Genomic DNA, 20,793 nt, shown 5'->3' with positions numbered 1-20,793 from the left:
CCTTTTTTATATCTTTCCATAACCAAGAACAAAATCTTTAAGCCAATCACAAACTACCAAAGGGTTACATACCTGACTTGAACTGCGGATGAAAGAGCTGTAATTCTTTACTTCAGAATCATCGTAGAAGATCGTTTTGAGAATTACGATTGTCCTGGACTTCAGAAAGACTTTTAACGCCGAATGATGTGATACAAGGATGTTAAATGATAAAAAGTAAAAGCTGACTGCTTTATCTCCGGATTTTGTTTGACCGAATTGGCCGCTTTGTTACTTTCAGGTTGCAGTGATACTGCAGCCATTGAACTCCGGGCCAAAGGTTTCGTGGCTGTACTATATTCAAATTGGCTGAAGGATTTTTATGTTATTCCTTTGTTTAATCTTACTGACAATACTCATACAATGGGGTGGTTTAATAATGCTTACGGGGCATCGCACATGGGTGTTTGATCAAAAGCCTGTCATCGTCTCCACTGGAACCGTTGGCGGTCCATTTGAAGCAGACGGTTTGCTTGCGGATGATTTCGATCTTCTCCATTCCGATTTATGGATCAATCAAGATACCTATGAAAAAGCACATAAAGTCTTATTGGAGGAAGCGAGTACAAAAGCAATCGAGAAGGCGGGTCTTCAAAAGGAACAGATACAATTTTTCCTAGGAGGCGACCTAATCAATCAAATAACCCCTACCAGTTTTGCCTGTCGAACACTAGGAACACCTTATCTCGGCTTATTTGGCGCCTGCTCCACCTCCATGGAGGGACTGGCTCTTGGTGCATACCTTGTCAACACAAAAGGGGCAGAGTACTTATTGACAGGAGCATCAAGCCATAACGCTGCAGTGGAAAAGCAATTTCGCTATCCAACTGAATACGGAGGGCAAAAACCTCCGACAGCCCAATGGACCGTTACGGGGGCAGGAGTGGCTTTATTAAGCAGTGCCGGGGAAGGCCCAAGGGTCACTTCAGCTACGATAGGCCGTGTCATCGACATGGGATTGACCGATCCTTTCAATATGGGAGGTGCCATGGCTCCGGCCGCTGTAGATACGATTGAAGCACATCTCAGAGAAAGAAACCTCGACCCATCCTATTATGATTTGATAGTGACTGGGGATTTAGGAAAGATTGGACATGAAGTTTCTTTGGCAATATTTAAAAAACATGGCACGCCGATTAAAGAAGAGCAATATAAAGATTGCGGTTTAATGATATACAGGGATGGTCAACCGGTCCTGGCCGGGGCAAGTGGCCCTGGATGTTCCGCAACCGTCGTTTATGGTCATTTATTAAATCGCATGAAAAAAGGGGAAATTAAACGATTGCTCGTCGTGGCTACCGGTGCCTTGCTATCTCCCCTATCCTTTCAACAAAGTGAGACGATTCCATGCATCGCCCATGCCGTATCGATTGAATATGACGGAGAAGCACAAAACTAAGGGTTGATGTTTGAACAGACACCTGTAGCGTTAGCAGATGTGAAAAAGAATCGATTGATCGGTTGTTGCCGCTGGCATGCTGGAAGCAACCAGTGCCTGGATAACAGCTGCTCATGGTTCCGAGTCATTATTATAGACCTAAAAAGATAAGGAGGTTGCTGCATGACGATAGCTTCCAATGTCAAACAATGTGTCTCCAGCCTAAAAGGAATTGAAGCAGGCTTATCCAGCTTAGCACTCAGGACTCAAGATGATGAATCTAAACGGATTTTGCATGAAACGATGCTGGTGGTTAATGAAGTTAGGAAGGATGTACAGAAGCGCGTGGGCGAGTTAGAACGGGAAGAACCACAATATAAAGGTTTTTAATGATCAAGCAGGAGGTGTTTGGTAATGCCGGGTTGGTTAGAAATTGTTTTGCGTTCATTTTTCTTTTTAATTGTTCTTTTTTTAATCACTAAAGTGTTAGGAAAAAAACAATTGTCCCAGCTCTCCTTTTTTGAATATGTAACGGGCATAACCATCGGTAATGTTGGGGCAGAATTAGCTACAAAAGTGGAGGGCAATATTATACATGGCGTCCTGTCCATTCTTGTTTTTGCCATAGCACCTTTCATTGCAGGATTAATATCCTTAAAAAGTAAAACATTCCGTGATCTTGTGGAAGGAAAAGCATCGGTTTTCATCAAAGATGGGAAAGTCATGGAAGATAATTTAAAAAAAGAGAAATATACCATCGATGAATTGCTGGGATTGCTCCGAAAAAAGGATGTCTTTGATATTTCTGAAGTTGAGTTTGCCTTATTGGAAGCCAATGGGGATTTTTCCGTAATGTTAAAGAAGCAAAATCAACCTGTAACACCTAAGGACCTTAACATGCCAGTGGCTGCAGTAAAGGAGCCACAAACCATCATCATGGATGGCCGTATACTTGATGAACCACTTTCCACGATTGGTCTGAACCGAAATTGGCTTCTTACTGAACTGGAAAAGGTGGGGGTAATCCTCGATAATGTATTTCTTGGTCAGGCCAATTCTAATGGAGAATTAACTGTGGACCTTTTTGATGATAAACTTAAAGTTCCTTCTCCTCAAGAAAAACCTCTTTTGCTCGCGACCTTGAAGAAATGCCAAGCGGACTTGGAGTTATTTGCACTTGGAACTGAATCAAAAGAAGCTAAAGAGATGTTTGGCAAAAATAGCGAGAAGCTGCAAAAGGCGATAGATAACGTAATCCATATCTTAAGGAACTGATTATATATTCATTCCCTCACTTTCATAAGCGATGTGACCAGTCCAATGATCACGATCGTCACACATGAAAAAAGAAAAATTTCGATACCTAAGGTGAATGCTGCAGCTGAAATGATTAATGTATCTATGACGATAATCGCCAAAGCAATATCCATGGAGGTGGATTTTGAGATGATTTTGGCTAGCATATCCGTCCCCCCGCTGCTTGTCTCATATCGAAGCATGAGTCCTATGCCCATCCCTATGATGACACCGCCAATCAAGGAGCTTGCCAGTATTGAAATGGAAAAAACCTTTTTCAATGGATTAAGCCAATCCATAAAAAGGGATGTCAAAAGCAATCCGTGAACGCTGCTATAGAAAAAAGGGCGTTCATAATACCAGGCATATAAAAATATAGGAATGCTAAGGACCAACATGGATAGTCCCGTTTGAAAACTAAAGAAATAATGAAGGATGAGTGCAATCCCAATTACGCCGCCATCTATTAAATGATGAGGAACCAAAAATCCATTTATTCCAATGCCCACCAAAAAGCTACCAACAATGACAGCCACCGCTTTTTGAAAATTAATAAAATCACCTTGCCTCCCAATCCATATATTTCTTAATATATGTCCAAGTCAGAGCGTCAAGAATAATCATTCAAAAAAAAAATCCCCCTCCCTTTTCTTCAATTTAACTACGTGAAAAAGGTCCCGGTCATTTAGACCGGGACCAACAGTTTGTTGACAAAGAGGTTCGGGAACCTATCTTTCTTCAAATATTCTCCCGAAACAACCTGACCCAAAGCAGCCCTAGGCATGGTCTCCTTTCTAACTGTTGTAACTAAGTTATTTGGAGAGACTCCTGCGGGAAAAGCGCGCCTAGTGAAACCCCTCCCTCAGGCGCATGCCGAGGGACGACCGCCCGCAGAGAGCGAGTGTGTGGATCGGAAGTCAATATTGTACAAACATAAAAAATGCGGGCCCAGTCAATTAGACCGGGCCCGCATTCAATCATTTCAACTCTAATAACACTACATTTTCAACATGTGTAGTCATTGGGAACATATCGACAGGCTGGATATCAACTGCTTTATATCCGCCTTCTTCCAAGATATGAAGATCACGCGCTAGAGTGCCTGGGTTGCATGATACGTATACGACTTTATTAGGCTTCATCTCGATGATCGTATTCAGAAGGGATTCTTCACAACCTTTGCGTGGCGGATCCACCACGATGACATCAGCAGTATTGCCCTTTTGATACCATTCAGCAATAACGTTACCTGCATCGCCGACCATGAATTCTGCATTTGAGATTTCATTCAATTCAGCGTTGCGCCGTGCGTCTTCGATCGCTTCTTCGACCACTTCGACACCGATTACTTTTTTCGCTTTTTTAGCTAAAAATAATGAGATGGTCCCAATGCCGCAATAGGCATCTATCACCGTTTCTTCACCAGTCAGCCCTGCATAGTCAAGAGCTTTATCATAAAGGACTTTCGTTTGATCTGGATTGATTTGGTAGAAGGATTTTGCTGATATCGCAAATTTCACATCACCGATCATATCATGGATCACTTCGTCGCCCCATAGCACAGTCATTTTATCACCTAAGATAACATTCGTTTTCTTGGAATTCACGTTTTGAACGATGGATTTAACTTGTGGAAGACGTTCAACGATTTCCTTCACGATGGTTTCGATGAAAGGGATACTTTTCGTTCTAGTAACAAGAACAATCATTAATTCCCCTGTTTGCTTGCCATAACGGGCCATGATGTGCCGCAATACACCTTTATGTGCCTCTTCATTGTAAGCGGGGATACCAAGTTTACTGAAAATCTCTTTAACGACTTGAACGGCTTCATTAATCACTTCATTTTGGATAATGCTTTCTTTCGTTTCAACGATTTCATGTGTCCGCGGTTTGAAGAACCCTGCTATTAGCTTGCCATCCTTTTCACCAACAGGCACTTGCGCTTTATTGCGATAATGGGTTGGATTCTCCATCCCGATGATCGGGTGAACCTTCACATCCTCAAGTTTCCCAATGCGTGTCATCACTTCACGTACTTGCTTTTCCTTGAATTCCAACTGTCCTTCATAGCTCATATGCTGCAGCTGACAACCACCGTACTTATGGTAGTCTTCAGTCGTGACCTCAACCCGGTATGGACTGTTTTCGATAATCTCCATCAAGCGTCCGAAGCCATAACCCTTATTAGCCTTCATTACTTTGATTTTTGCTTTTTCACCTGGAAGGGCGCCCTGAACAAAGATCGGGTAGCCATCGACTTTAGCGACGCCAGCTCCTTCATGTGTTAAATCTTCAAATAAAACCTCTACTATATCATTTTTAGCAACTGGTGCTGTTTTTTTCATATCATCTTCTCTTTTCTTTTTTATGCTAGCCTGTATTTTACCACAATAGAGGCCTTGCCACAAAACCACTCACCAATTTACCCTGGTTTTCATAAAAATATAGTGGAAGGAATTACGAATTTTTCATAGTTCCATGAATAAAAGTTCAATAAAAAAAGAAAAATAAGGAAAAACAAAAGAGGTGAGGAAATGGGTTTATTTAACTCTATATCGGCCTGGAATGCTACAAGGATAGAAAAACATCGAGCGAGTATGGAGGAAAAAGGCCTCTGTCCGGATTGTTACGGACGTGGATACAGCTCCTTCGTACCTACGGAATATCATTTTTCCGATATACACGACTGTCCCGGCTGTAATGGCACCGGAGCTTACGCTGATTGGGCAGCCATGAATGGGCAGCAAATGTAATCGCATACAATGCCAAACTTCAAAGAACTAAAAAGGACCCCCTGTTAAACAGGAGGTTCTTCTATTTCCTTTACCATATAGCGAAATTCATGGCCGCTAATCGAAATGGTTTTCATTTCTATATATCCTAATCTGCCATAGAGACGATTCGCTGCTACATTTTCATTTTCAACGACTAAAGAAATTCTTGGATACCCCTTATTTTTAGCGTATTCCTCCACATATTGAATCAGTGCACTGCCAATTCCTCTTCCTTGAAAATTCGGGTCGACGGACACGGTATCCAAATAAAAGTCTCTCATTTCCGCTTCCTTATCGAGCGTAACGCTTGGGTCTTTCATTTTCATCCTTAATTGTTTCACTATCGGTTCATCCAAGCTTTCGGCATCCTTGCCATGGTAAGCAATGATCAATCCAGATACTTGTCCATCATGTTCACTGACAAGCGTATTTTCATAGCTGACCCGATTCCCACTTTTCCTGAACAAGTCGGCAAGAACGGAAAGTATTCTTTCTTCTTCCGTTTCACCTGTCAAAACCTCTGCAATTTCCTTAATCGCTAACCGGGTCAATATGGCTGCCTTGTCCGCATCCTCCGGTGTCGCTTTCCTGATATACATGTTGCAATTCTCCTTGCTTCATTAAACTGAAAAGGCCACCAGATTCAGTGGCCTTTTCACCTTATTTATTTGCCGGATCATCCGGCAGTAGTCCTTGCGGGATGAATACATCAAAATGGCGGTACTGATTGACGAATTCAGCTGGGGCCATCCCGCCAAATTCCCCATCCAAATTAAGCATCATATCCTTTTTGGCCTGTACTTTAATTCGATTGGCTTTTTCATAAATGACATTTTTATCATGGATATGCTCACCGCGCATTGCCAATGTTGCGACACGGACAATATCAGCCAGGTTTGCCTTTTTTAAAATAAGCAACGTGAACATACCATCATTCAAAGAGGCGTCAGGGGCCAGTTTCTCGAAGCCCCCGACCGAATTCGTGTTAGCCACCAAGAAAAGCATGATCTCCCCTTCAAAAAGCTTTCCATCATATTCAATAGAAACTTCCGTCGGCTTAATTGAAGGAAGCATTTCAATTCCTTTAATATAGTACGCTAGCTGACCGAGCATCGTTTTCAGCTTGATCGGCACGTCGTAGGTCAATTCGGTCAATCTGCCCCCGCCAGCAATATTGATAAAATACTTATCGTTCATTTTCCCGATATCGATCGGCATCGTATGCCCGCCGGCAATAATTTCGGCTGCCCCTTCGATCGACTTCGGTAAATGCAGCGCCCGGGCGAAATCATTGGTCGTTCCCGTCGGGATGATTCCTAGTTTCGGACGTTTCTCTGCAGTGGCCAGTCCATTAACAACCTCATAAATCGTACCGTCGCCCCCTGCTGCAATAACTACCTCATAGCCGCGTTCAATCGCTATCTTTGCCGCTTTCGTCGCATCCCCAGCACCGGTCGTCGCATGTGCAGAAGCTTCATAACCAGCTTCTTCAAGCTTCGCTAGCACACCTGGCAGGCTCTTCTTAATGGCTTCCCGGCCCGAAGTCGGGTTGTAAATCAACCTTGCTCTTTTCATTTCCCATCATCCTTATACATATTGATTCCATAATTTACATCTTAATCCTTCATTACATGAAAAGCAATATTCGAAAAAAAAGAGGACCGTATTTCGGTCCATATCTTTTACATTTTACTAGAAATCTTATCAGGGAAAATTATAATGCTTTTTACAATTTTATTCTAGTAAATGATTTCAATCATGGATATTGAACGTTCACGTTAAATGTATCGGTAACCGTTAAAGTATGTTTCCCATCACCATTATTGAATATCCCATTCTTTTTTACAATGCCTTCATCACTTGTTCCTTTTTTCACTTCAGTCATCTTCCAGCCACTCTCGGGGCCTTCAAGTTCCTCTACCCCTCTAGCATCTATCTTGATATCACTATTATCCTGAAGGACTACACTTAGATTTCCGCTGTCCTTTACACTCCAGTCATTCAAGAGCTTTCTAGGCTTCAAGACAAGATCGGTACTTTGACCGTCTATCTCCACTGCCAACTCAGCAGGGATTATAAGGGTTGCCTTAAGATTCCTTGTACCACTGTCCAAAAGTCCATTTTGACTCGGTAAATCCTTGAAGCTAATATAAAGAGTATCACCATTTCTTTCAACAAGTAAATAATCTTCCGCATTGTTCAACAATGAATCATCATCTTCCATTACCCGCTCACCATATGTTCCAAAAACGGAAACTTCTTCGTCCTTACCACTTTCAATTGTCAATGGGTATGAACCAGTGTCCAGAACAACTCTCTGTATGCCCTTTCCTGCCTTTTGATTGAAACCAGGCAAATTGACCGTTTTCTCTTCACTATTAACGGCAGCCCTAACTTGATCCAACAATCCGCTGGATGTAAGCAGAATTAAAACTATTCCCGTCGTTCCAAGCAATCCAACGAAAAGAATGCTAAGAATATCATATTTTACAAAAGAACTTTCTTTTCTGGAAAAATAAATATAGAAGAGAATCTCTGTACCCAAGATCATGAACAGCAACGGCCACCATGATAGCAGAATCGTCGTCAAATTCATATCCGAAATTTGGGAAACGAGTAAAACTAAACCCAAACCAACCAGGGAGATCCCCATTGAAATCGTTCCGACTCTCCATGTTCTCATTTACTCTCCTCCTTGAAGCTCCCTTTTTTACTACCCGACAGCAATTTGATTCCTCCGCCTATTAGAAGGATGCATACAAGGCCTTTTTGAAAATAATCCCTAAACCAATATTCCAAGTTGCTTCCAATCCATTCATCTAAATGGGGAGCGATGGCCGGGACGATCATATTACTGGCCAAGAAATAGATTCCAATTCCCACCAGACCCAATCCTAACCATTTTTGATGATTGACCATTCCCGAAATGATGGGCGTATCTTCTACTGGACCCTCTTCCATTTTCGAAGCTTTTTGCAATCCATCAAAAAAACTATAAAACCAGATAATCGGAATAAGGAAGAAGAAGAAACCCAACCGGAGTAAATCCAGTATGTAAATGGCGAATAAAAAGCCGGCCATCAATTGTATCCCGCGTTTTTGCAGCCCCAAATATAAGTGACCTGCACCAGGGAAAATAGCGAATAAAGTCGCGACCGCTTTACTCTTCTTCCCGGATTCCCGTCTCTCCTCGAAATCTTCCAAAACGGTCCGATCGATAAGCTCCTCACCTCTTTGCTTTTTATTCAGCTGTTGAATAGAATCAAAAAAGCTGTAAATCCAGATAACAGGCAATAGTGCCATGAATATTAACAGGCCTTCCATTTGTGTCATCACACTGATGAATATCACCATGATGCCAAAGCCTAAAAAGCTGATGAGAAAAATGAGCCCACGGTTCATGAGGCCTAGCTGAAAATGCCCTAACCCAGGAACGAATGAAAGGATGATTACATAAAACCTTTCCGCTTCCGGCGGATTTGCCATTCCCTCCACATCCTCTTCACTTTTAGGATTCCTCAGTGAGATGACCACCAAATCAAATATACTGATGAAATAAAACACCATTCCAATAACGGAAAATGCCAGAAACGCATCCGATTGACTGATTAACGAAAGAAAAAGACCTCCAAGCCCCAATCCAGCTGTGGCAAGAAAATAAAATAGCCCTTTATATTGCCTTCCTAGGTAAAAATGTCCGAAACCTGGCAGAAAGGATAATAAAAAAGCTAATACCGGACTTTTATTCATTTCTAAACCCCTCCTTATTTTTCTTTTCGATTGTATCCATCCAAGTAAATGTTTTATCAATAAAGTCCTCGGTCAAGGACTGCGTTTTCTTTTCACTGCTTGATTCCACAGAATCCACGTATTCTGTCAATGATTGAAATACCCCGCCTGCCATTAATAAAATCGTAAATCCGGCCGCAATCAGGTAATGTCTTGTGATTGTCCGAAGTGACTTCTCTTTTCGGTGTGGCCAAGACTCTTCAACAGAGCCGCCTTTCAATCGGCTAATAGAGTCCATGACTGGACCTGCAATATCAAATCCTTCAAGGTCAAGACTTGTTTCTTCTTTTTCCATCGCTTCCATATAGACGGACAAACACTTGTCACAGGAGTATAGATGATTTTCATATTCAATTTTTAAAGCCTCTGGTATTTCATCTGCCAAATATGCAACCCATTGTGCCTCTGAAACATGATTCATGAAAAATCCTCCTCTTTCCAATGTTTTCTCATCCAATTTCTTGCCCGGTATAGCTTTACTTCCACAGATTTCACTTGAATCTGCTGTTCCTCTGCAATTTGCTTGAATGTCTTTTCCTTTATGTAATAGCCATATACAACGTCTCGATATCCCTCTGGAAGGTCATTCAGCTTCCGTAATACTTGCTTTCGCCTTTCATTCCGAAAAAATACTGCCTCGACATCATCCGTTAAGCCCAAATTAACTTCCGATGAATGTTCGTCCTGTAATTCTTCCTTTTGGCGTTCCCTCTTTCTCTTTAGATCGATTGCATGATTGACGGCAATTCGGGTAATCCAAGTTTTGAAGCCTTGGTTCTTATATTGAGGAAGAGAAGTGTAGATTTTGATAAAGACTTCCTGGGTAACATCTTCTGCATCCTTTTGATTCCGCAAGACGGAATAGACGGTTCTATAAATCGTCTGTTTATAATTTTCAATCAACATTCGGAATGCATGATCATTCCCAGCCCTTACCTTCTCAACTAACTCATCGGACACTTCTCTTCCCCCTTTCCTGATAAACATTCATGTAATAGACGACACAAAAAGGAGTTACCCCTACAGATAACTCAAAATTATTTTTCCGCTTATTATTTTTCTCAGCCTTAGTCAAGAGAAAACCGTACCACTTTAAAAGTGATACGGTCAACATTAACGTTTATTGATTTCTTCCACCAAAATTTTATTAACAAGTTGTGGATTGGCTTGTCCTTTTGTCGCTTTCATAATCTGCCCGACAAGGAAGCCGATTGCCTTTTGTTTACCGGCTTTAAAATCTTCAATGGATTGCGGGTTATTATTCAATGCTTCTTCAACGGCTGTACGCAATGCGCCTTCGTCGGAAATTTGGACTAGTCCCTTCTCCTTGACGATCGTTTCAGCATCCCCGCCGTTTTCAATCAATTCTTTGAAAACCTTTTTAGCGATTTTAGACGAAATCGTGCCATCTTCAATCAGCTTGATCATTCCAGCCAATGATTCAGCAGTCAATTTGACATCATGCAGCTCTTTGCCTTCTGCATTCAAGAAAGCGGAAACCTCACCCATGATCCAGTTAGATGCTAGTTTTGCATCGGCACCTGAAGCAACTGTCGCTTCAAAGAAATCCGCACTTTCTTTCGTTACCGTTAAAACGGCTGCATCATATTCAGGTAAGCCAAATTCTTCGACATAGCGTTTTTTCCGGGCATCCGGAAGTTCCGGAATTTCGGCAGCGATACGAGCTTTCCATTCTTCATCAATATGGATCGTCAATAAGTCCGGTTCCGGGAAATAACGGTAATCATCGGAGCCTTCCTTAATTCGCATTAGTACGGTTCTGCCTGTAGCTTCGTCGAACCGGCGAGTTTCCTGTTCGATTATGCCGCCTTCATTCAAGATTTCCGCTTGGCGGATTTCTTCATGCTCCAACCCTTTGCGAACGAAGTTGAATGAATTCAAGTTTTTCAATTCGGTTTTCGTACCGAACTCCTTTTGACCAACAGGTTTCAAGGAAATGTTAGCATCACAACGGAGTGAGCCTTCTTCCATTTTACAATCGGAAACGCCCGTGTATTGAATGATGGATTTCAGCTTTTCCAAATAAGCATACGCTTCTTCCGGGGAAGTGATATCCGGTTCGGATACGATTTCAACAAGAGGCGTACCTTGGCGGTTATAATCGCAAAGCGAATAGTTCCCTTTATGTGTCAGCTTTCCAGCATCCTCTTCCATATGAATGCGGGTAATGCCAATTTTCTTTTTCTTGCCGCCCACTTCGATTTCAATCCAACCATGTTCACCGATCGGTTGATCGAACTGTGAAATTTGGTATGCTTTAGGATTGTCCGGGTAAAAATAGTTTTTCCGGTCGAATTTCGTAACTTCCGCCACTTCGCAATTCAGGGCAATTGCAGCCTTCATTGCAAAATCAACAGCCTTTTTATTGACGACAGGCAATACACCTGGGTAGCCTAGGTCAATTACAGTCGTGTTACTATTTGGAGCGGCACCAAAATGATTTGGGCTCGCTGAGAAAATTTTAGAATCCGTTTTTAATTCTACGTGTACTTCTAGACCAATCACCGTTTCAAAGTCCATTATTTTCACCCCTTACAGCTTAGGAAATTGTTTATGAAAATCTGTTGCTTGCTCAAATGCGTGAGCCGCGCGGTAAATCGTGCTTTCATCAAAATGCTTCCCAATCATTTGCAGTCCAAGCGGAAGACCATTCGCTGCGAATCCACATGGCACGGATATACCCGGTACGCCAGCAAGATTGACTGGAATCGTCAGGATATCATTCGCATACATCGTTAATGGATCGTCGACTTTTTCACCAATTTTAAATGCAGGCGTAGGTGTAGTCGGCCCAACGATGACATCATATTTTTCAAAGACATCTTCAAAGTCTTTTTTGATTAATGTACGTACTTTTTGAGCCTTTTTATAATAAGCATCATAATAACCGGAACTTAAGGAGAACGTTCCAAGCATGATACGGCGTTTCACTTCGTCACCGAATCCTTCTGCACGGGTTTGCTTATACATTTCTATAAGAGTTTCCGCATTATCTGTCCGGTGTCCGTAACGTACACCGTCAAAACGTGAAAGGTTAGCCGAAGCTTCCGATGAAGATAGCAAATAATAGGCAGCTAAAGCATATTTGGAATGCGGCAAGGAAACCTCTTCCCATTGAGCTCCAAGACCCTCTAATACTTTTAATGCTTCAAGTACGGAATTACGCGCTTCTTCACCAACGCCTTCACCAAGGTATTCTTTAGGCACAGCTATTTTCAATCCTCTAACATCGCCTGTTAATGAATTCACAAAATTCGGCACGTCAACATTAGCAGAGGTCGAATCCATTGGGTCTACTCCTGAGATCGCTTCAAGCAAATAAGCGTTATCTTCAACAGTTCTTGTAACAGGTCCGATTTGGTCCAATGAAGACGCAAATGCTACAAGGCCGAATCGGGAAACCCGTCCATATGTAGGTTTTAAGCCGACGACTCCACAATATGCCGCTGGTTGGCGGATCGATCCACCCGTATCGGAACCTAAAGAGAATAGGACTTCACCGGAAGCGACAGATGCAGCTGAACCACCCGAAGAACCGCCTGGCACATATTCCGTATTCCAAGGGTTGCGTGTTGCTTGAAATGCGGAGTTCTCATTGGAAGAACCCATCGCAAACTCATCCATATTCAATTTACCGATCGTAACCGTTTCTGCCTTCTGTAGCTTTTGAACAACGGTTGCATCATAGATTGGATCAAAGTTCTCCAAAATTTTGCTCGCGCAAGTCGTACGTAAATTTTTAGTGACAATATTATCCTTCACTCCGATTGGCATACCAAATAAAGCGCCTTCGTTCTCGCCTTTTACCAATTGATCATCCAAACGTTTTGCTTGATTGCGGGCGTTTTCTTCATCAAGTGTCAAAAATGCCTTCACCTTGTCCTCTACCTGTCCGATTCGCTTATACGATTCGTCCACAAGATCAGTGACACTTATCTCTTTCTTATGTAATCGTTCATGAAGCTCAGAAACCTTTTGTTCGAACAACGACATCATTGTCCCTCCTTATTCAATTATTGATGGTACACGGATATATCCTTCTTTGCTATCCGGTGCATTTTTAACTACTTCTTCCACTGGCAATCCTGGTTTTGCGACATCTTCGCGCATAACATTCTTCATATCCAAAACGTGAGAAGTCGGGTTTACTTGATCCGTATCAAGCTCATTCAACTGCTCCGCGAATGAAATCATTTGGTCAAGCTGATGCTGAAACTGTTTTGCTTCTTCTTCCGTAATGGCCAATCGGGCCAAATGGGCAACGTGTTTAACTTGTTCCATAGTAATACGTGACATTCTCTTCACCTCCGAAAAAATATCCAAATCGACTGAATTTCGTCGCTTTTCTCCATATAATCATCGTTTAAATCATATCAAACTATTGCACAGTAAAGCAACAAGAGATACAATGTCGAAATTCAATTATTTCATAAGGAAAAAGAGATATTTTCCGGGAAATATGGGAAAGTTGCCGGAATTTCCGGGGAAATGACAATAAGGCTTTTAAAATTCGACAAATGTTGCCTTTTTAAAGCACTTGTTCCCTAAGATGGAAGGGTTTACTTTCCATTATATATCTTTGTTCATTGTTAAAGATTATTTTGACATTCACAAGAAATAGATTCCAGTCGAAAAAAGGATGAAGCCGCTAAGCTTCATCCTTTTTTCATTCGTATATATGAACGGTTGGTTCGTCCTGATTCGCTTCACGGACTATGAGCGCTTCAGGTCCATTTACAGACGTAATGGATACCTGTACCGCAATATAGTTCGGGAAACGTTCCATTATGAGTCCGGCAACATATTGGGTAAAGCCTATCGCTTCCGAGTTCCCATAAAATTGAATGGGGATATCGATGTTCAGGCTTTGCAATTGATCATCCATATAGAACGCCCTGCCGATGACTCCGTTAAAGTTAGGGAAGTATTCTTCGACATCTTCTTTAAAGTTCGTGAAAGTATTGACGTCATCACGGTATTTCTTTTCAGCAGCAGCAGAAGGAAATAGGAAATACTCTTCGTCCAAGTTCGTCCATTTCCCAATATTGTTCGAGTTTTTATCGATATTTGTATAGGAAATGAAATTCCCAGGGACTACTGAAGATTTTTCATTTTGCTCGAATAAGGCAATCGTAATCGGAACATTTTTCAGCTTGTCCATTTTACGCAGCCTTTTTAAAACTTCTGCAGCAATTTTTTCCCCTTCTTGCTTTAGCTTTTTACTATCGATTTTTTTTTCATAGGTGGCACCGAATGCCTCTTTTTGATAGTAATGCACTGAATTCAACGCTAGACCGATTACAACTCCGCCAAGGCTTACTGAATTATCTTTTGTTTTGACCAAGTAATTATGTTCTAAAATATGGGCGAGATAGATCGGATTTTCTTCATTTCGATTATCAATGTCACCTTTGCCCGGATCAACCGGATTCAAGCCAAGGTTCTCTTTGGCCTTCATCTTCTTTTCTTTTAACTGACTATCGGTATATTTTCTGTTCAGCCAGGAAGATATCTCGGAACTATCTAGCATTTGCCCCTCTTGAAACAGGTAATCTTCCGGGTCGAATTGGGTTTGGGCCAACCGCATCAATCCATTTTCGAATTCTTCAATGTCATATCGGGTATTTAGATTGGATACGACCAAACCGCGTGCTTTTGATGGTTCAAACGGTAGGATTGTTTGATAATATTCTTCCGAAATTTTATACTTCGGAATAATTGCCGTTTCTTTTTTGTCTTTGGAGTCTTGAACTACCTCTTGCTTATCCTCGAAACTAGGCGCACATCCAGCAAGAAGCAGTATAAGAATCATCCCCAAAATGGAGTGTTTCCTCATAGCTACACCTCTTATTTATTTAGTTCCTCAATCAGTCTCTCTTCATCCCATACCATGACGCCTAGGCTTTCGGCTTTTTCCAGTTTGGAACCGGCATCTTCACCAGCTACGACCAAATCGGTTTTCTTGCTGACACTTCCAGCAACGTTAGCTCCTAGCGCCTCTAATTTCTCTTTAGCTTCGTTACGTGTTAACTGATGCAGTTTTCCCGTTAAAACGACTGTTTTACCGGCAAAAAAAGAGTCGATATCTTCTAAAGCAACAGCTCTTTGCCCTTTGAAAGTAAGATTCACACCGGCTGCATCCAGCTCATTCAATAATGCATGGACTTCTTCCAATTCAAAATAAGCTACGATGGAATCAGCCATCTTATCGCCTATTTCATTAATGGCCGTTAGTTCTTCACGGCTCGCCTTGCTTAAGGCTTCCATCGTCCCGAATTCCCTCGCAAGCGTCTTGGCAGCTTTGGAACCAACATGGCGAATGCCCAGCCCGAATAGTAATTTTTCCAACGAGTTGGTCTTCGAAGCTTCGATTGCTTGAAGAAGTTTAGTGACGGATTTATCCCCCATCCTTTCCAAAGCAATCAGTTGATCGTATGTAAGCTTATAAATATCAGCCACATCTTGTATGAGTTCTTCTTTAAATAACAAGCTAATCACTTTTTCACCAAGACTGTCTATATTCATAGCTGTACGGGAAACAAAGTGAATCAAACCTTCCCGTATTTGTGCAGGACACTTCGGGTTGATGCAGCGTAAAGCAACCTCCCCGTCCAGCCGGACAAGTTCACTGCTGCACTCAGGGCACTCAGTCGGCATCTGAAACTCGACTTCTTCCCCTGTACGGCGCTCTGCCAGTACATTGACTACCTCTGGAATGATATCACCCGCTTTTTTCACAACCACTTGATCTCCGATTCTGATGTCCTTTTCACGGATTAAGTCTTCATTGTGAAGTGAAGCTCGCTGCACAGTCGTACCTGCTACCCGGACGGGATCCAAAACGGCAGTCGGGGTCAATACACCCGTACGGCCCACATTCAGCTCGATATCCCTTAGGGTTGTAATGACTTCTTCAGCTGGGAATTTATAAGCAATGGCCCATCGCGGACTTTTTGCAGTAAAACCTAATTCATCCTGCTGTTCAAGGGAATCCACCTTTACGACAATTCCATCAATATCATAGGCTAAGTTTGGACGTTGTTCCGTCCATTCTACTATATAGGCCAGTACTTCCTCTATATTCGAGCATGTTTTTCTTTCCCGGTTCGTCTTAAACCCGAGTCTATCCAATAAATCCAGACCCTCGCTATGGGAACGGACCCCCGTTTCCCCCAAATCGGCAATCGCATAAAGGAAAATATCCAAGTTCCGTTTCGCAGCAAGTTTCGGATCAAGCTGCCTTAACGAGCCGGCAGCGGCATTTCGCGGGTTGGCAAATGGTTCCTCACCGCGTTCTTCCTTAGCCTTGTTTAATGATTCGAATGATTTTTTTGGCATGAATGCCTCACCGCGCACTTCTATGGCAACTGGCTCCCGCAGCTTCAATGGGATCGACTTGATCGTTTTCAAATTGGCGGTAATATCTTCACCGATCGTTCCGTCTCCACGGGTTGCCCCTCTTACGAAATATCCATTCTCATATTGAAGTGTGACGGCAAGTCCGTCAATTTTCAATTCACATACATAGGAAAAATCGTCACCTACAGATTGTCTGACCTTTCTGTCGAAATCCCGCAAGTCACTTTCGTTGAAGGCATTGCCTAAACTAAGCATCGGTGTGGTATGCTCCACCTTTTCAAACATATCCAAAATGGCGCCACCGACCCGTTGTGTCGGCGAGTCCGCCGTTTGCAGTTCCGGAAATTTCTCCTCATACCCAATAAGTTCACGTAGCAGCCGATCATATTCAGCATCAGGTACTGATGGCTGGTCCATCACATAATATTCATAGCTGTATTGGTTCAATAACGTTTGCAGTTCCAGAACTTTCTTCTCTGCAGCTTGTATGTCCATACGTTCAATCCTTTCTAAAGAAGACTCCACCGCACTTCTGATAGAAGAGCGGTGTCTAAAGTCAGATATCCCTATTCTTTACCAGCAGGAGCATATTAATAGCTTATGCTTTTTCAACTGGTGCAAATTTCGCCAATAGGCGTTTGATGCCGATTGGACTTGGAAAGGCAATATCCAATTCCTTTCCTTCGCCTTCCCCTTTTACGCTCACCACGGTTCCTATACCCCATTTTTTATGGGAGGCACGATCACCGACAGCCCAGCCAATTTCTTCACCGCCCGTTGCGGATGGTGCAGAAACAGCTTTTCCAAAGGCAGGCACTTTTCTTGTTGAAGCCGTTGAAGGAGACCCGGTCCTCGAAGAGCTGAAAGGCGTTTGCCTAGCCCTAGGAGCAGGTTTCGGTTTTAGGTCTTCTAGAAGTTCCTCTGGTATTTCACTGATGAAACGTGAAACGGGATTCATGCTCGTCCGTCCATACAATGTCCGCATTTGGGCATTGCTTATGAATAGTTCATTTTCGGCCCTTGTAATTCCCACATAAGCCAGGCGGCGTTCTTCTTCCATCTCCTCTTCATCCATGAGAGAGCGGCTGTGAGGGAAAACCCCCTCTTCAAGGCCCAATAGAAAGACTACCGGATATTCAAGTCCCTTCGCTGAATGCAATGTCATCAACGTTACCGTATTTGTAGCTTCTTCGGTATTCTCGTCAAGTTGGTCTATATCGGCAACCAACGCCAGGTCAGTCAAAAAGCCCACCAATGATTTGTCCTCGCTGTTATCTTCGAATGCTTTCGTAACAGATAAAAACTCATCTATATTTTCAAGCCGGCTTTGTGATTCAATCGTTTTTTCTGCCTGCAGCATCTCACGGTAACCGGTTTTCTCGATGACTTCCTCCACAAGTTCCGTCACGGATAAGTACTCCTGCTGATTTGTATAATTAGTGATCAGCGTATGGAATTCCCTTGCCGCTTTGGTGGCCTTCCCGCTTATCCCTGCCATTTCCACAGACTCCAGTGCTTTATATATGGAAACATCAAATTGATCAGCATAATCTGCCACTTTGTCCATCGAAGTTGCACCAATTCCGCGTTTTGGCACATTGATTACTCGCCGAAGGCTGATGTCATCATCAGGGTTCGCAATAAGTCGAAGATAGGCAAGTAAATCCTTAATCTCTTTACGGTCATAGAACTTAGTGCCCCCGACTATTGCATAATTAATATTGGATTTAAGCAGAACTTCCTCCATGACACGTGATTGTGCATTCGTTCTGTAAAGTATTGCTATATCTGAATACTTCCTGCTGCCGTCCTGAACTAACTCATTTATCTTTCCGGCTACGAATTGCGCTTCCCCTTGTTCATTGTCCGCACGGTAATAGAATATCTTATTGCCATCTGCATTCTCGGTCCAAAGATTTTTCGGCTTACGGTTTTGATTGTTATCGATGACCTTATTCGCAGCTGCAAGGATCTTTTTCGTCGAGCGGTAATTCTGTTCAAGGAAAATCATGTTGGCATTCGGATAATCTTTTTCAAATGAAAGGATATTCGCAATATCCGCACCGCGCCAACGATAGATCGATTGATCGGAATCCCCGACAACACAGAGATTACGGAAGCGTGAAGCCAATAATTTAACAAGCATGTATTGAGCCCTGTTCGTATCTTGGTACTCATCAACATGAATGTATTGAAATTTACGCTGATAATATTCAAGCACCTCAGGTACGAGCTGGAACAATTGAATCGTCATCATGATCAAATCATCGAAATCGAGCGCTGAATTTTTGCGCAGCCGTTTTTGATATTCCGTATAAACATCGGCCGTTACTTTAGTGAAGTAATCAGACGCCGTCTTCATGTACTCTTCCGGCCCGACCAATTCATTTTTCGCTGAACTGATGCTGCCCAAAATGGCACGATAATCATATTTCTTTGTATCCATATTACGGTCTTTCATGATTTGTTTTATGACCGATTGCTGATCCGTCGTATCCAATATCGAGAAGTTCCTATTAAATCCGATACGGTCGATATCTCTTCGTAGAATACGGACACACATCGAGTGGAAAGTCGAAATCCAGATATCTTCGGATGCACCGCCAAGTATGGCACGGATCCTCTCCTTCATCTCACGTGCCGCTTTGTTGGTGAACGTGATTGCAAGGATGTTCCAAGGCGCTATTTCCTTCTCGACCATCAAGTATGCTATTCGGTGAGTCAGCACACGCGTCTTTCCACTTCCTGCCCCAGCCATGATTAAAAGTGGACCATCTGTTGCTTTCACTGCTTTTTGTTGCTGTTCATTCAAACCAATTAATAATTTTTCCGCTAAATATTGCATTATCACACCACCTATACGAACATTCGTTTCTGTTTTAGTATACTATATTTCTTACATGTTTTCATTTAACTGCCGTAACTGTTGCAAGGGCCACTTTCAAGTCTTCATAAATCACATTGCCGACAACGATGACATCCGCAATCTTGGACATCTCTTTGGCCTGTTCAACCGATTTTATCCCACCGCCATAGAATAGTATGGTATCTTCCAAACTCTCTTTGGCCGCTTCCACCATCTGGACATCGCCATAATCACCACTGTATTCCAAATAAAAGATCGGCAGGTTGAACATCTTTTCCGCCATCATCGCGTATGCACCCACATCATCCATATCCAAATCAGTATTGGCTTTCGTCAATTTGGCCGCCTTGCACCCAGGGTTCAGGATACAGTACCCTTCAACGAAAATTTCATCCCAATTCAAAAGGTATCCGTATTCCTTGACTGCTTGCTGATGCAATTTCATCATCCAATCCGGGTTTGTGCTATTCAGGACACTCGGAATGAAATATAAATCAAACCCCGGCGTCACCGTTTCAACTGAAGAAATTTCCATCACACATGGGACCGTATATCGCCTGACACGTGCCATTAAATGAAGCACATTCTCAATCGTGATACCATCCGTTCCCCCGACCATGATTGCATCAGTACCGGATTCACAGACTTTCTCAAGTGCCTCATCACTTATTTCTTTATTTGGATCGAGTTTGAAAACATGTTTCCACTCGCGAAAATCGTACATTATAATCCTCCATTCACACTTCCCATTACACCATTATAGCATTAAGATTTTTCATTAAAAAAGAGAAGTATCGATAAAATGTTATTACCAAATGGAACCTTTTAATCTAAAATCCAATATAACATGGATACGGCTGAAAGACAGCCGGCAATGAGCGTGCTGGACACAAAATAAAAAGCCGGGAAATGAATTCCCCAGCTTTTTATTATAATCGAAAGAATTATGATTCAGTTGTTTCCTCTACGTTATCCTTAATACGGTTCAGAGCCATGGAATAAGCATCATTTCCGTAGTTCAAGCAGCGTTTGACCCTGGAAATCGTAGCCGTGCTTGCACCTGTTTCCGTTTCGATTTTATGATAGGTTTTTCCTTCTTCAAGCATGCGGGCTACTTCAAGACGCTGTGCCAATGATGAAATTTCATTAACTGTGCATAGATCATCAAAAAATCGATAGCATTCGTCCAAATCACGCAAGGAAAGGATCGACTTGAACAGCTGATCCGTTTCTTTTCCTCTTAACTTATCAATTTGCATGTTACTCCC

20 protein-coding genes are annotated in these 20,793 nt (G+C 42.4%); 4 read left to right on the top strand and 16 right to left on the bottom strand.

Annotated elements, in window-relative coordinates:
• Window positions 1–418 precede the first annotated feature (418 nt).
• The 3 genes from spoVAD (at window position 419) to ACJ9PY_RS02360 (ending at window position 2,692) form a co-directional block, all read left to right on the top strand.
• Complete coding sequence (gene spoVAD / locus ACJ9PY_RS02370; RefSeq protein ID WP_063577515.1) at window positions 419–1,438, top strand: stage V sporulation protein AD; 1,020 nt, start codon at window positions 419–421, stop codon at window positions 1,436–1,438.
• Window positions 1,439–1,600: 162 nt separating this feature from the next.
• Window positions 1,601–1,807: a DUF1657 domain-containing protein gene (locus tag ACJ9PY_RS02365; protein ID WP_057278504.1), complete on the top strand. Its 207-nt coding sequence runs from the start codon at window positions 1,601–1,603 to the stop codon at window positions 1,805–1,807.
• A gap of 24 nt (window positions 1,808–1,831) precedes the next feature.
• The gene (locus ACJ9PY_RS02360) at window positions 1,832–2,692 is read left to right on the top strand and encodes a DUF421 domain-containing protein (protein WP_411739420.1); all 861 of its coding nucleotides are present in this window, start codon (window positions 1,832–1,834) and stop codon (window positions 2,690–2,692) included.
• Window positions 2,693–2,700: 8 nt separating this feature from the next.
• Here the strand turns inward: ACJ9PY_RS02360 and ACJ9PY_RS02355 are convergent, their stop codons facing one another.
• Both ACJ9PY_RS02355 and rlmD read right to left on the bottom strand, forming a co-directional pair.
• Window positions 2,701–3,249, bottom strand: a complete 549-nt coding sequence (locus ACJ9PY_RS02355; protein WP_235568398.1) for a YitT family protein — start codon at window positions 3,247–3,249, stop codon at window positions 2,701–2,703.
• Between the two features lie 441 nt (window positions 3,250–3,690).
• Window positions 3,691–5,061, bottom strand: coding sequence for a 23S rRNA (uracil(1939)-C(5))-methyltransferase RlmD (rlmD, locus tag ACJ9PY_RS02350; protein WP_096338814.1), 1,371 nt, complete (start codon window positions 5,059–5,061; stop codon window positions 3,691–3,693).
• 189 nt (window positions 5,062–5,250) lie between these two features.
• Here rlmD and ACJ9PY_RS02345 point away from each other — a divergent pair, with 189 nt between their 5' ends.
• Window positions 5,251–5,469 (top strand): hypothetical protein, encoded by a 219-nt coding sequence (locus tag ACJ9PY_RS02345; protein ID WP_034306063.1) that lies wholly within the window; start codon window positions 5,251–5,253, stop codon window positions 5,467–5,469.
• 44 nt (window positions 5,470–5,513) lie between these two features.
• Here ACJ9PY_RS02345 and ACJ9PY_RS02340 read toward each other — a convergent pair whose 3' ends face one another.
• The 14 genes from ACJ9PY_RS02340 to ACJ9PY_RS02275 all read right to left on the bottom strand — a co-directional run bounded on the left by ACJ9PY_RS02340 (window position 5,514) and on the right by ACJ9PY_RS02275 (window position 20,784).
• Complete coding sequence (locus tag ACJ9PY_RS02340; RefSeq protein ID WP_063577517.1) at window positions 5,514–6,089, bottom strand: GNAT family N-acetyltransferase; 576 nt, start codon at window positions 6,087–6,089, stop codon at window positions 5,514–5,516.
• A 61-nt stretch (window positions 6,090–6,150) separates the two neighbouring features.
• A complete protein-coding gene (locus ACJ9PY_RS02335; RefSeq protein ID WP_034306067.1) occupies window positions 6,151–7,065 on the bottom strand; it encodes a diacylglycerol kinase in 915 nt (304 codons plus the stop codon).
• Between the two features lie 181 nt (window positions 7,066–7,246).
• Window positions 7,247–8,173, bottom strand: coding sequence for a hypothetical protein (locus tag ACJ9PY_RS02330; protein ID WP_057278499.1), 927 nt, complete (start codon window positions 8,171–8,173; stop codon window positions 7,247–7,249).
• Entirely contained in the window at window positions 8,170–9,240 is a 1,071-nt protein-coding gene (locus ACJ9PY_RS02325) for a hypothetical protein (protein ID WP_411739419.1), read from the bottom strand. The genes ACJ9PY_RS02330 and ACJ9PY_RS02325 overlap by 4 nt, the downstream gene beginning before the upstream one ends.
• Window positions 9,233–9,700, bottom strand: a complete 468-nt coding sequence (locus ACJ9PY_RS02320; RefSeq protein ID WP_411739418.1) for a hypothetical protein — start codon at window positions 9,698–9,700, stop codon at window positions 9,233–9,235. The genes ACJ9PY_RS02325 and ACJ9PY_RS02320 overlap by 8 nt, the downstream gene beginning before the upstream one ends.
• Window positions 9,697–10,239 (bottom strand): RNA polymerase sigma factor, encoded by a 543-nt coding sequence (locus ACJ9PY_RS02315; RefSeq protein ID WP_235568396.1) that lies wholly within the window; start codon window positions 10,237–10,239, stop codon window positions 9,697–9,699. Before ACJ9PY_RS02315 ends, ACJ9PY_RS02320 begins: the two co-directional genes overlap by 4 nt.
• Window positions 10,240–10,392: 153 nt before the next feature.
• The gene (gene gatB, locus ACJ9PY_RS02310) at window positions 10,393–11,820 is read right to left on the bottom strand and encodes an Asp-tRNA(Asn)/Glu-tRNA(Gln) amidotransferase subunit GatB (protein ID WP_034306078.1); all 1,428 of its coding nucleotides are present in this window, start codon (window positions 11,818–11,820) and stop codon (window positions 10,393–10,395) included.
• Between the two features lie 12 nt (window positions 11,821–11,832).
• Window positions 11,833–13,293: an Asp-tRNA(Asn)/Glu-tRNA(Gln) amidotransferase subunit GatA gene (gatA, locus tag ACJ9PY_RS02305; protein WP_034306080.1), complete on the bottom strand. Its 1,461-nt coding sequence runs from the start codon at window positions 13,291–13,293 to the stop codon at window positions 11,833–11,835.
• Window positions 13,294–13,305: 12 nt separating this feature from the next.
• The gene (gene gatC / locus ACJ9PY_RS02300; RefSeq protein ID WP_063577522.1) at window positions 13,306–13,596 is read right to left on the bottom strand and encodes an Asp-tRNA(Asn)/Glu-tRNA(Gln) amidotransferase subunit GatC; all 291 of its coding nucleotides are present in this window, start codon (window positions 13,594–13,596) and stop codon (window positions 13,306–13,308) included.
• A 370-nt stretch (window positions 13,597–13,966) separates the two neighbouring features.
• Window positions 13,967–15,136 (bottom strand): CamS family sex pheromone protein, encoded by a 1,170-nt coding sequence (locus ACJ9PY_RS02295; protein WP_411739417.1) that lies wholly within the window; start codon window positions 15,134–15,136, stop codon window positions 13,967–13,969.
• An 11-nt stretch (window positions 15,137–15,147) separates the two neighbouring features.
• Entirely contained in the window at window positions 15,148–17,154 is a 2,007-nt protein-coding gene (gene ligA, locus ACJ9PY_RS02290) for an NAD-dependent DNA ligase LigA (protein ID WP_098865636.1), read from the bottom strand.
• Window positions 17,155–17,257: 103 nt separating this feature from the next.
• Window positions 17,258–19,504 (bottom strand): DNA helicase PcrA, encoded by a 2,247-nt coding sequence (gene pcrA, locus ACJ9PY_RS02285; RefSeq protein WP_400450342.1) that lies wholly within the window; start codon window positions 19,502–19,504, stop codon window positions 17,258–17,260.
• A 61-nt stretch (window positions 19,505–19,565) separates the two neighbouring features.
• Entirely contained in the window at window positions 19,566–20,249 is a 684-nt protein-coding gene (locus ACJ9PY_RS02280; protein ID WP_411739416.1) for a heptaprenylglyceryl phosphate synthase, read from the bottom strand.
• A 220-nt stretch (window positions 20,250–20,469) separates the two neighbouring features.
• Window positions 20,470–20,784, bottom strand: coding sequence for a YerC/YecD family TrpR-related protein (locus tag ACJ9PY_RS02275; protein ID WP_034306094.1), 315 nt, complete (start codon window positions 20,782–20,784; stop codon window positions 20,470–20,472).
• Between the last annotated feature and the right edge of the window lie 9 nt (window positions 20,785–20,793).

It is taken from the genome of Peribacillus sp. S4, from assembly GCF_046715815.1.
Lineage (GTDB): Bacteria > Bacillota > Bacilli > Bacillales > DSM-1321 > Peribacillus > Peribacillus frigoritolerans.
The sequence above is the reverse complement of the archived record's forward strand: the minus strand, read 5'-3'. Positions and strand labels throughout refer to the sequence as shown.

Coding starts and splice junctions, on each gene's coding strand:
- spoVAD (WP_063577515.1), top strand. CDS start 419: ATGCTTACGGGGCATCGCACATGGGTGTTTGATCAAAAGCCTGTCATC.
- ACJ9PY_RS02365 (WP_057278504.1), top strand. CDS start 1,601: ATGACGATAGCTTCCAATGTCAAACAATGTGTCTCCAGCCTAAAAGGA.
- ACJ9PY_RS02360 (WP_411739420.1), top strand. CDS start 1,832: ATGCCGGGTTGGTTAGAAATTGTTTTGCGTTCATTTTTCTTTTTAATT.
- rlmD (WP_096338814.1), bottom strand. CDS start 5,061: ATGAAAAAAACAGCACCAGTTGCTAAAAATGATATAGTAGAGGTTTTA.
- ACJ9PY_RS02345 (WP_034306063.1), top strand. CDS start 5,251: ATGGGTTTATTTAACTCTATATCGGCCTGGAATGCTACAAGGATAGAA.
- ACJ9PY_RS02340 (WP_063577517.1), bottom strand. CDS start 6,089: ATGTATATCAGGAAAGCGACACCGGAGGATGCGGACAAGGCAGCCATA.
- ACJ9PY_RS02335 (WP_034306067.1), bottom strand. CDS start 7,065: ATGAAAAGAGCAAGGTTGATTTACAACCCGACTTCGGGCCGGGAAGCC.
- ACJ9PY_RS02330 (WP_057278499.1), bottom strand. CDS start 8,173: ATGAGAACATGGAGAGTCGGAACGATTTCAATGGGGATCTCCCTGGTT.
- ACJ9PY_RS02325 (WP_411739419.1), bottom strand. CDS start 9,240: ATGAATAAAAGTCCGGTATTAGCTTTTTTATTATCCTTTCTGCCAGGT.
- ACJ9PY_RS02320 (WP_411739418.1), bottom strand. CDS start 9,700: ATGAATCATGTTTCAGAGGCACAATGGGTTGCATATTTGGCAGATGAA.
- gatB (WP_034306078.1), bottom strand. CDS start 11,820: ATGGACTTTGAAACGGTGATTGGTCTAGAAGTACACGTAGAATTAAAA.
- gatA (WP_034306080.1), bottom strand. CDS start 13,293: ATGTCGTTGTTCGAACAAAAGGTTTCTGAGCTTCATGAACGATTACAT.
- gatC (WP_063577522.1), bottom strand. CDS start 13,596: ATGTCACGTATTACTATGGAACAAGTTAAACACGTTGCCCATTTGGCC.
- ACJ9PY_RS02295 (WP_411739417.1), bottom strand. CDS start 15,136: ATGAGGAAACACTCCATTTTGGGGATGATTCTTATACTGCTTCTTGCT.
- ligA (WP_098865636.1), bottom strand. CDS start 17,154: ATGGACATACAAGCTGCAGAGAAGAAAGTTCTGGAACTGCAAACGTTA.
- pcrA (WP_400450342.1), bottom strand. CDS start 19,504: ATGCAATATTTAGCGGAAAAATTATTAATTGGTTTGAATGAACAGCAA.
- ACJ9PY_RS02280 (WP_411739416.1), bottom strand. CDS start 20,249: ATGTACGATTTTCGCGAGTGGAAACATGTTTTCAAACTCGATCCAAAT.
- ACJ9PY_RS02275 (WP_034306094.1), bottom strand. CDS start 20,784: ATGCAAATTGATAAGTTAAGAGGAAAAGAAACGGATCAGCTGTTCAAG.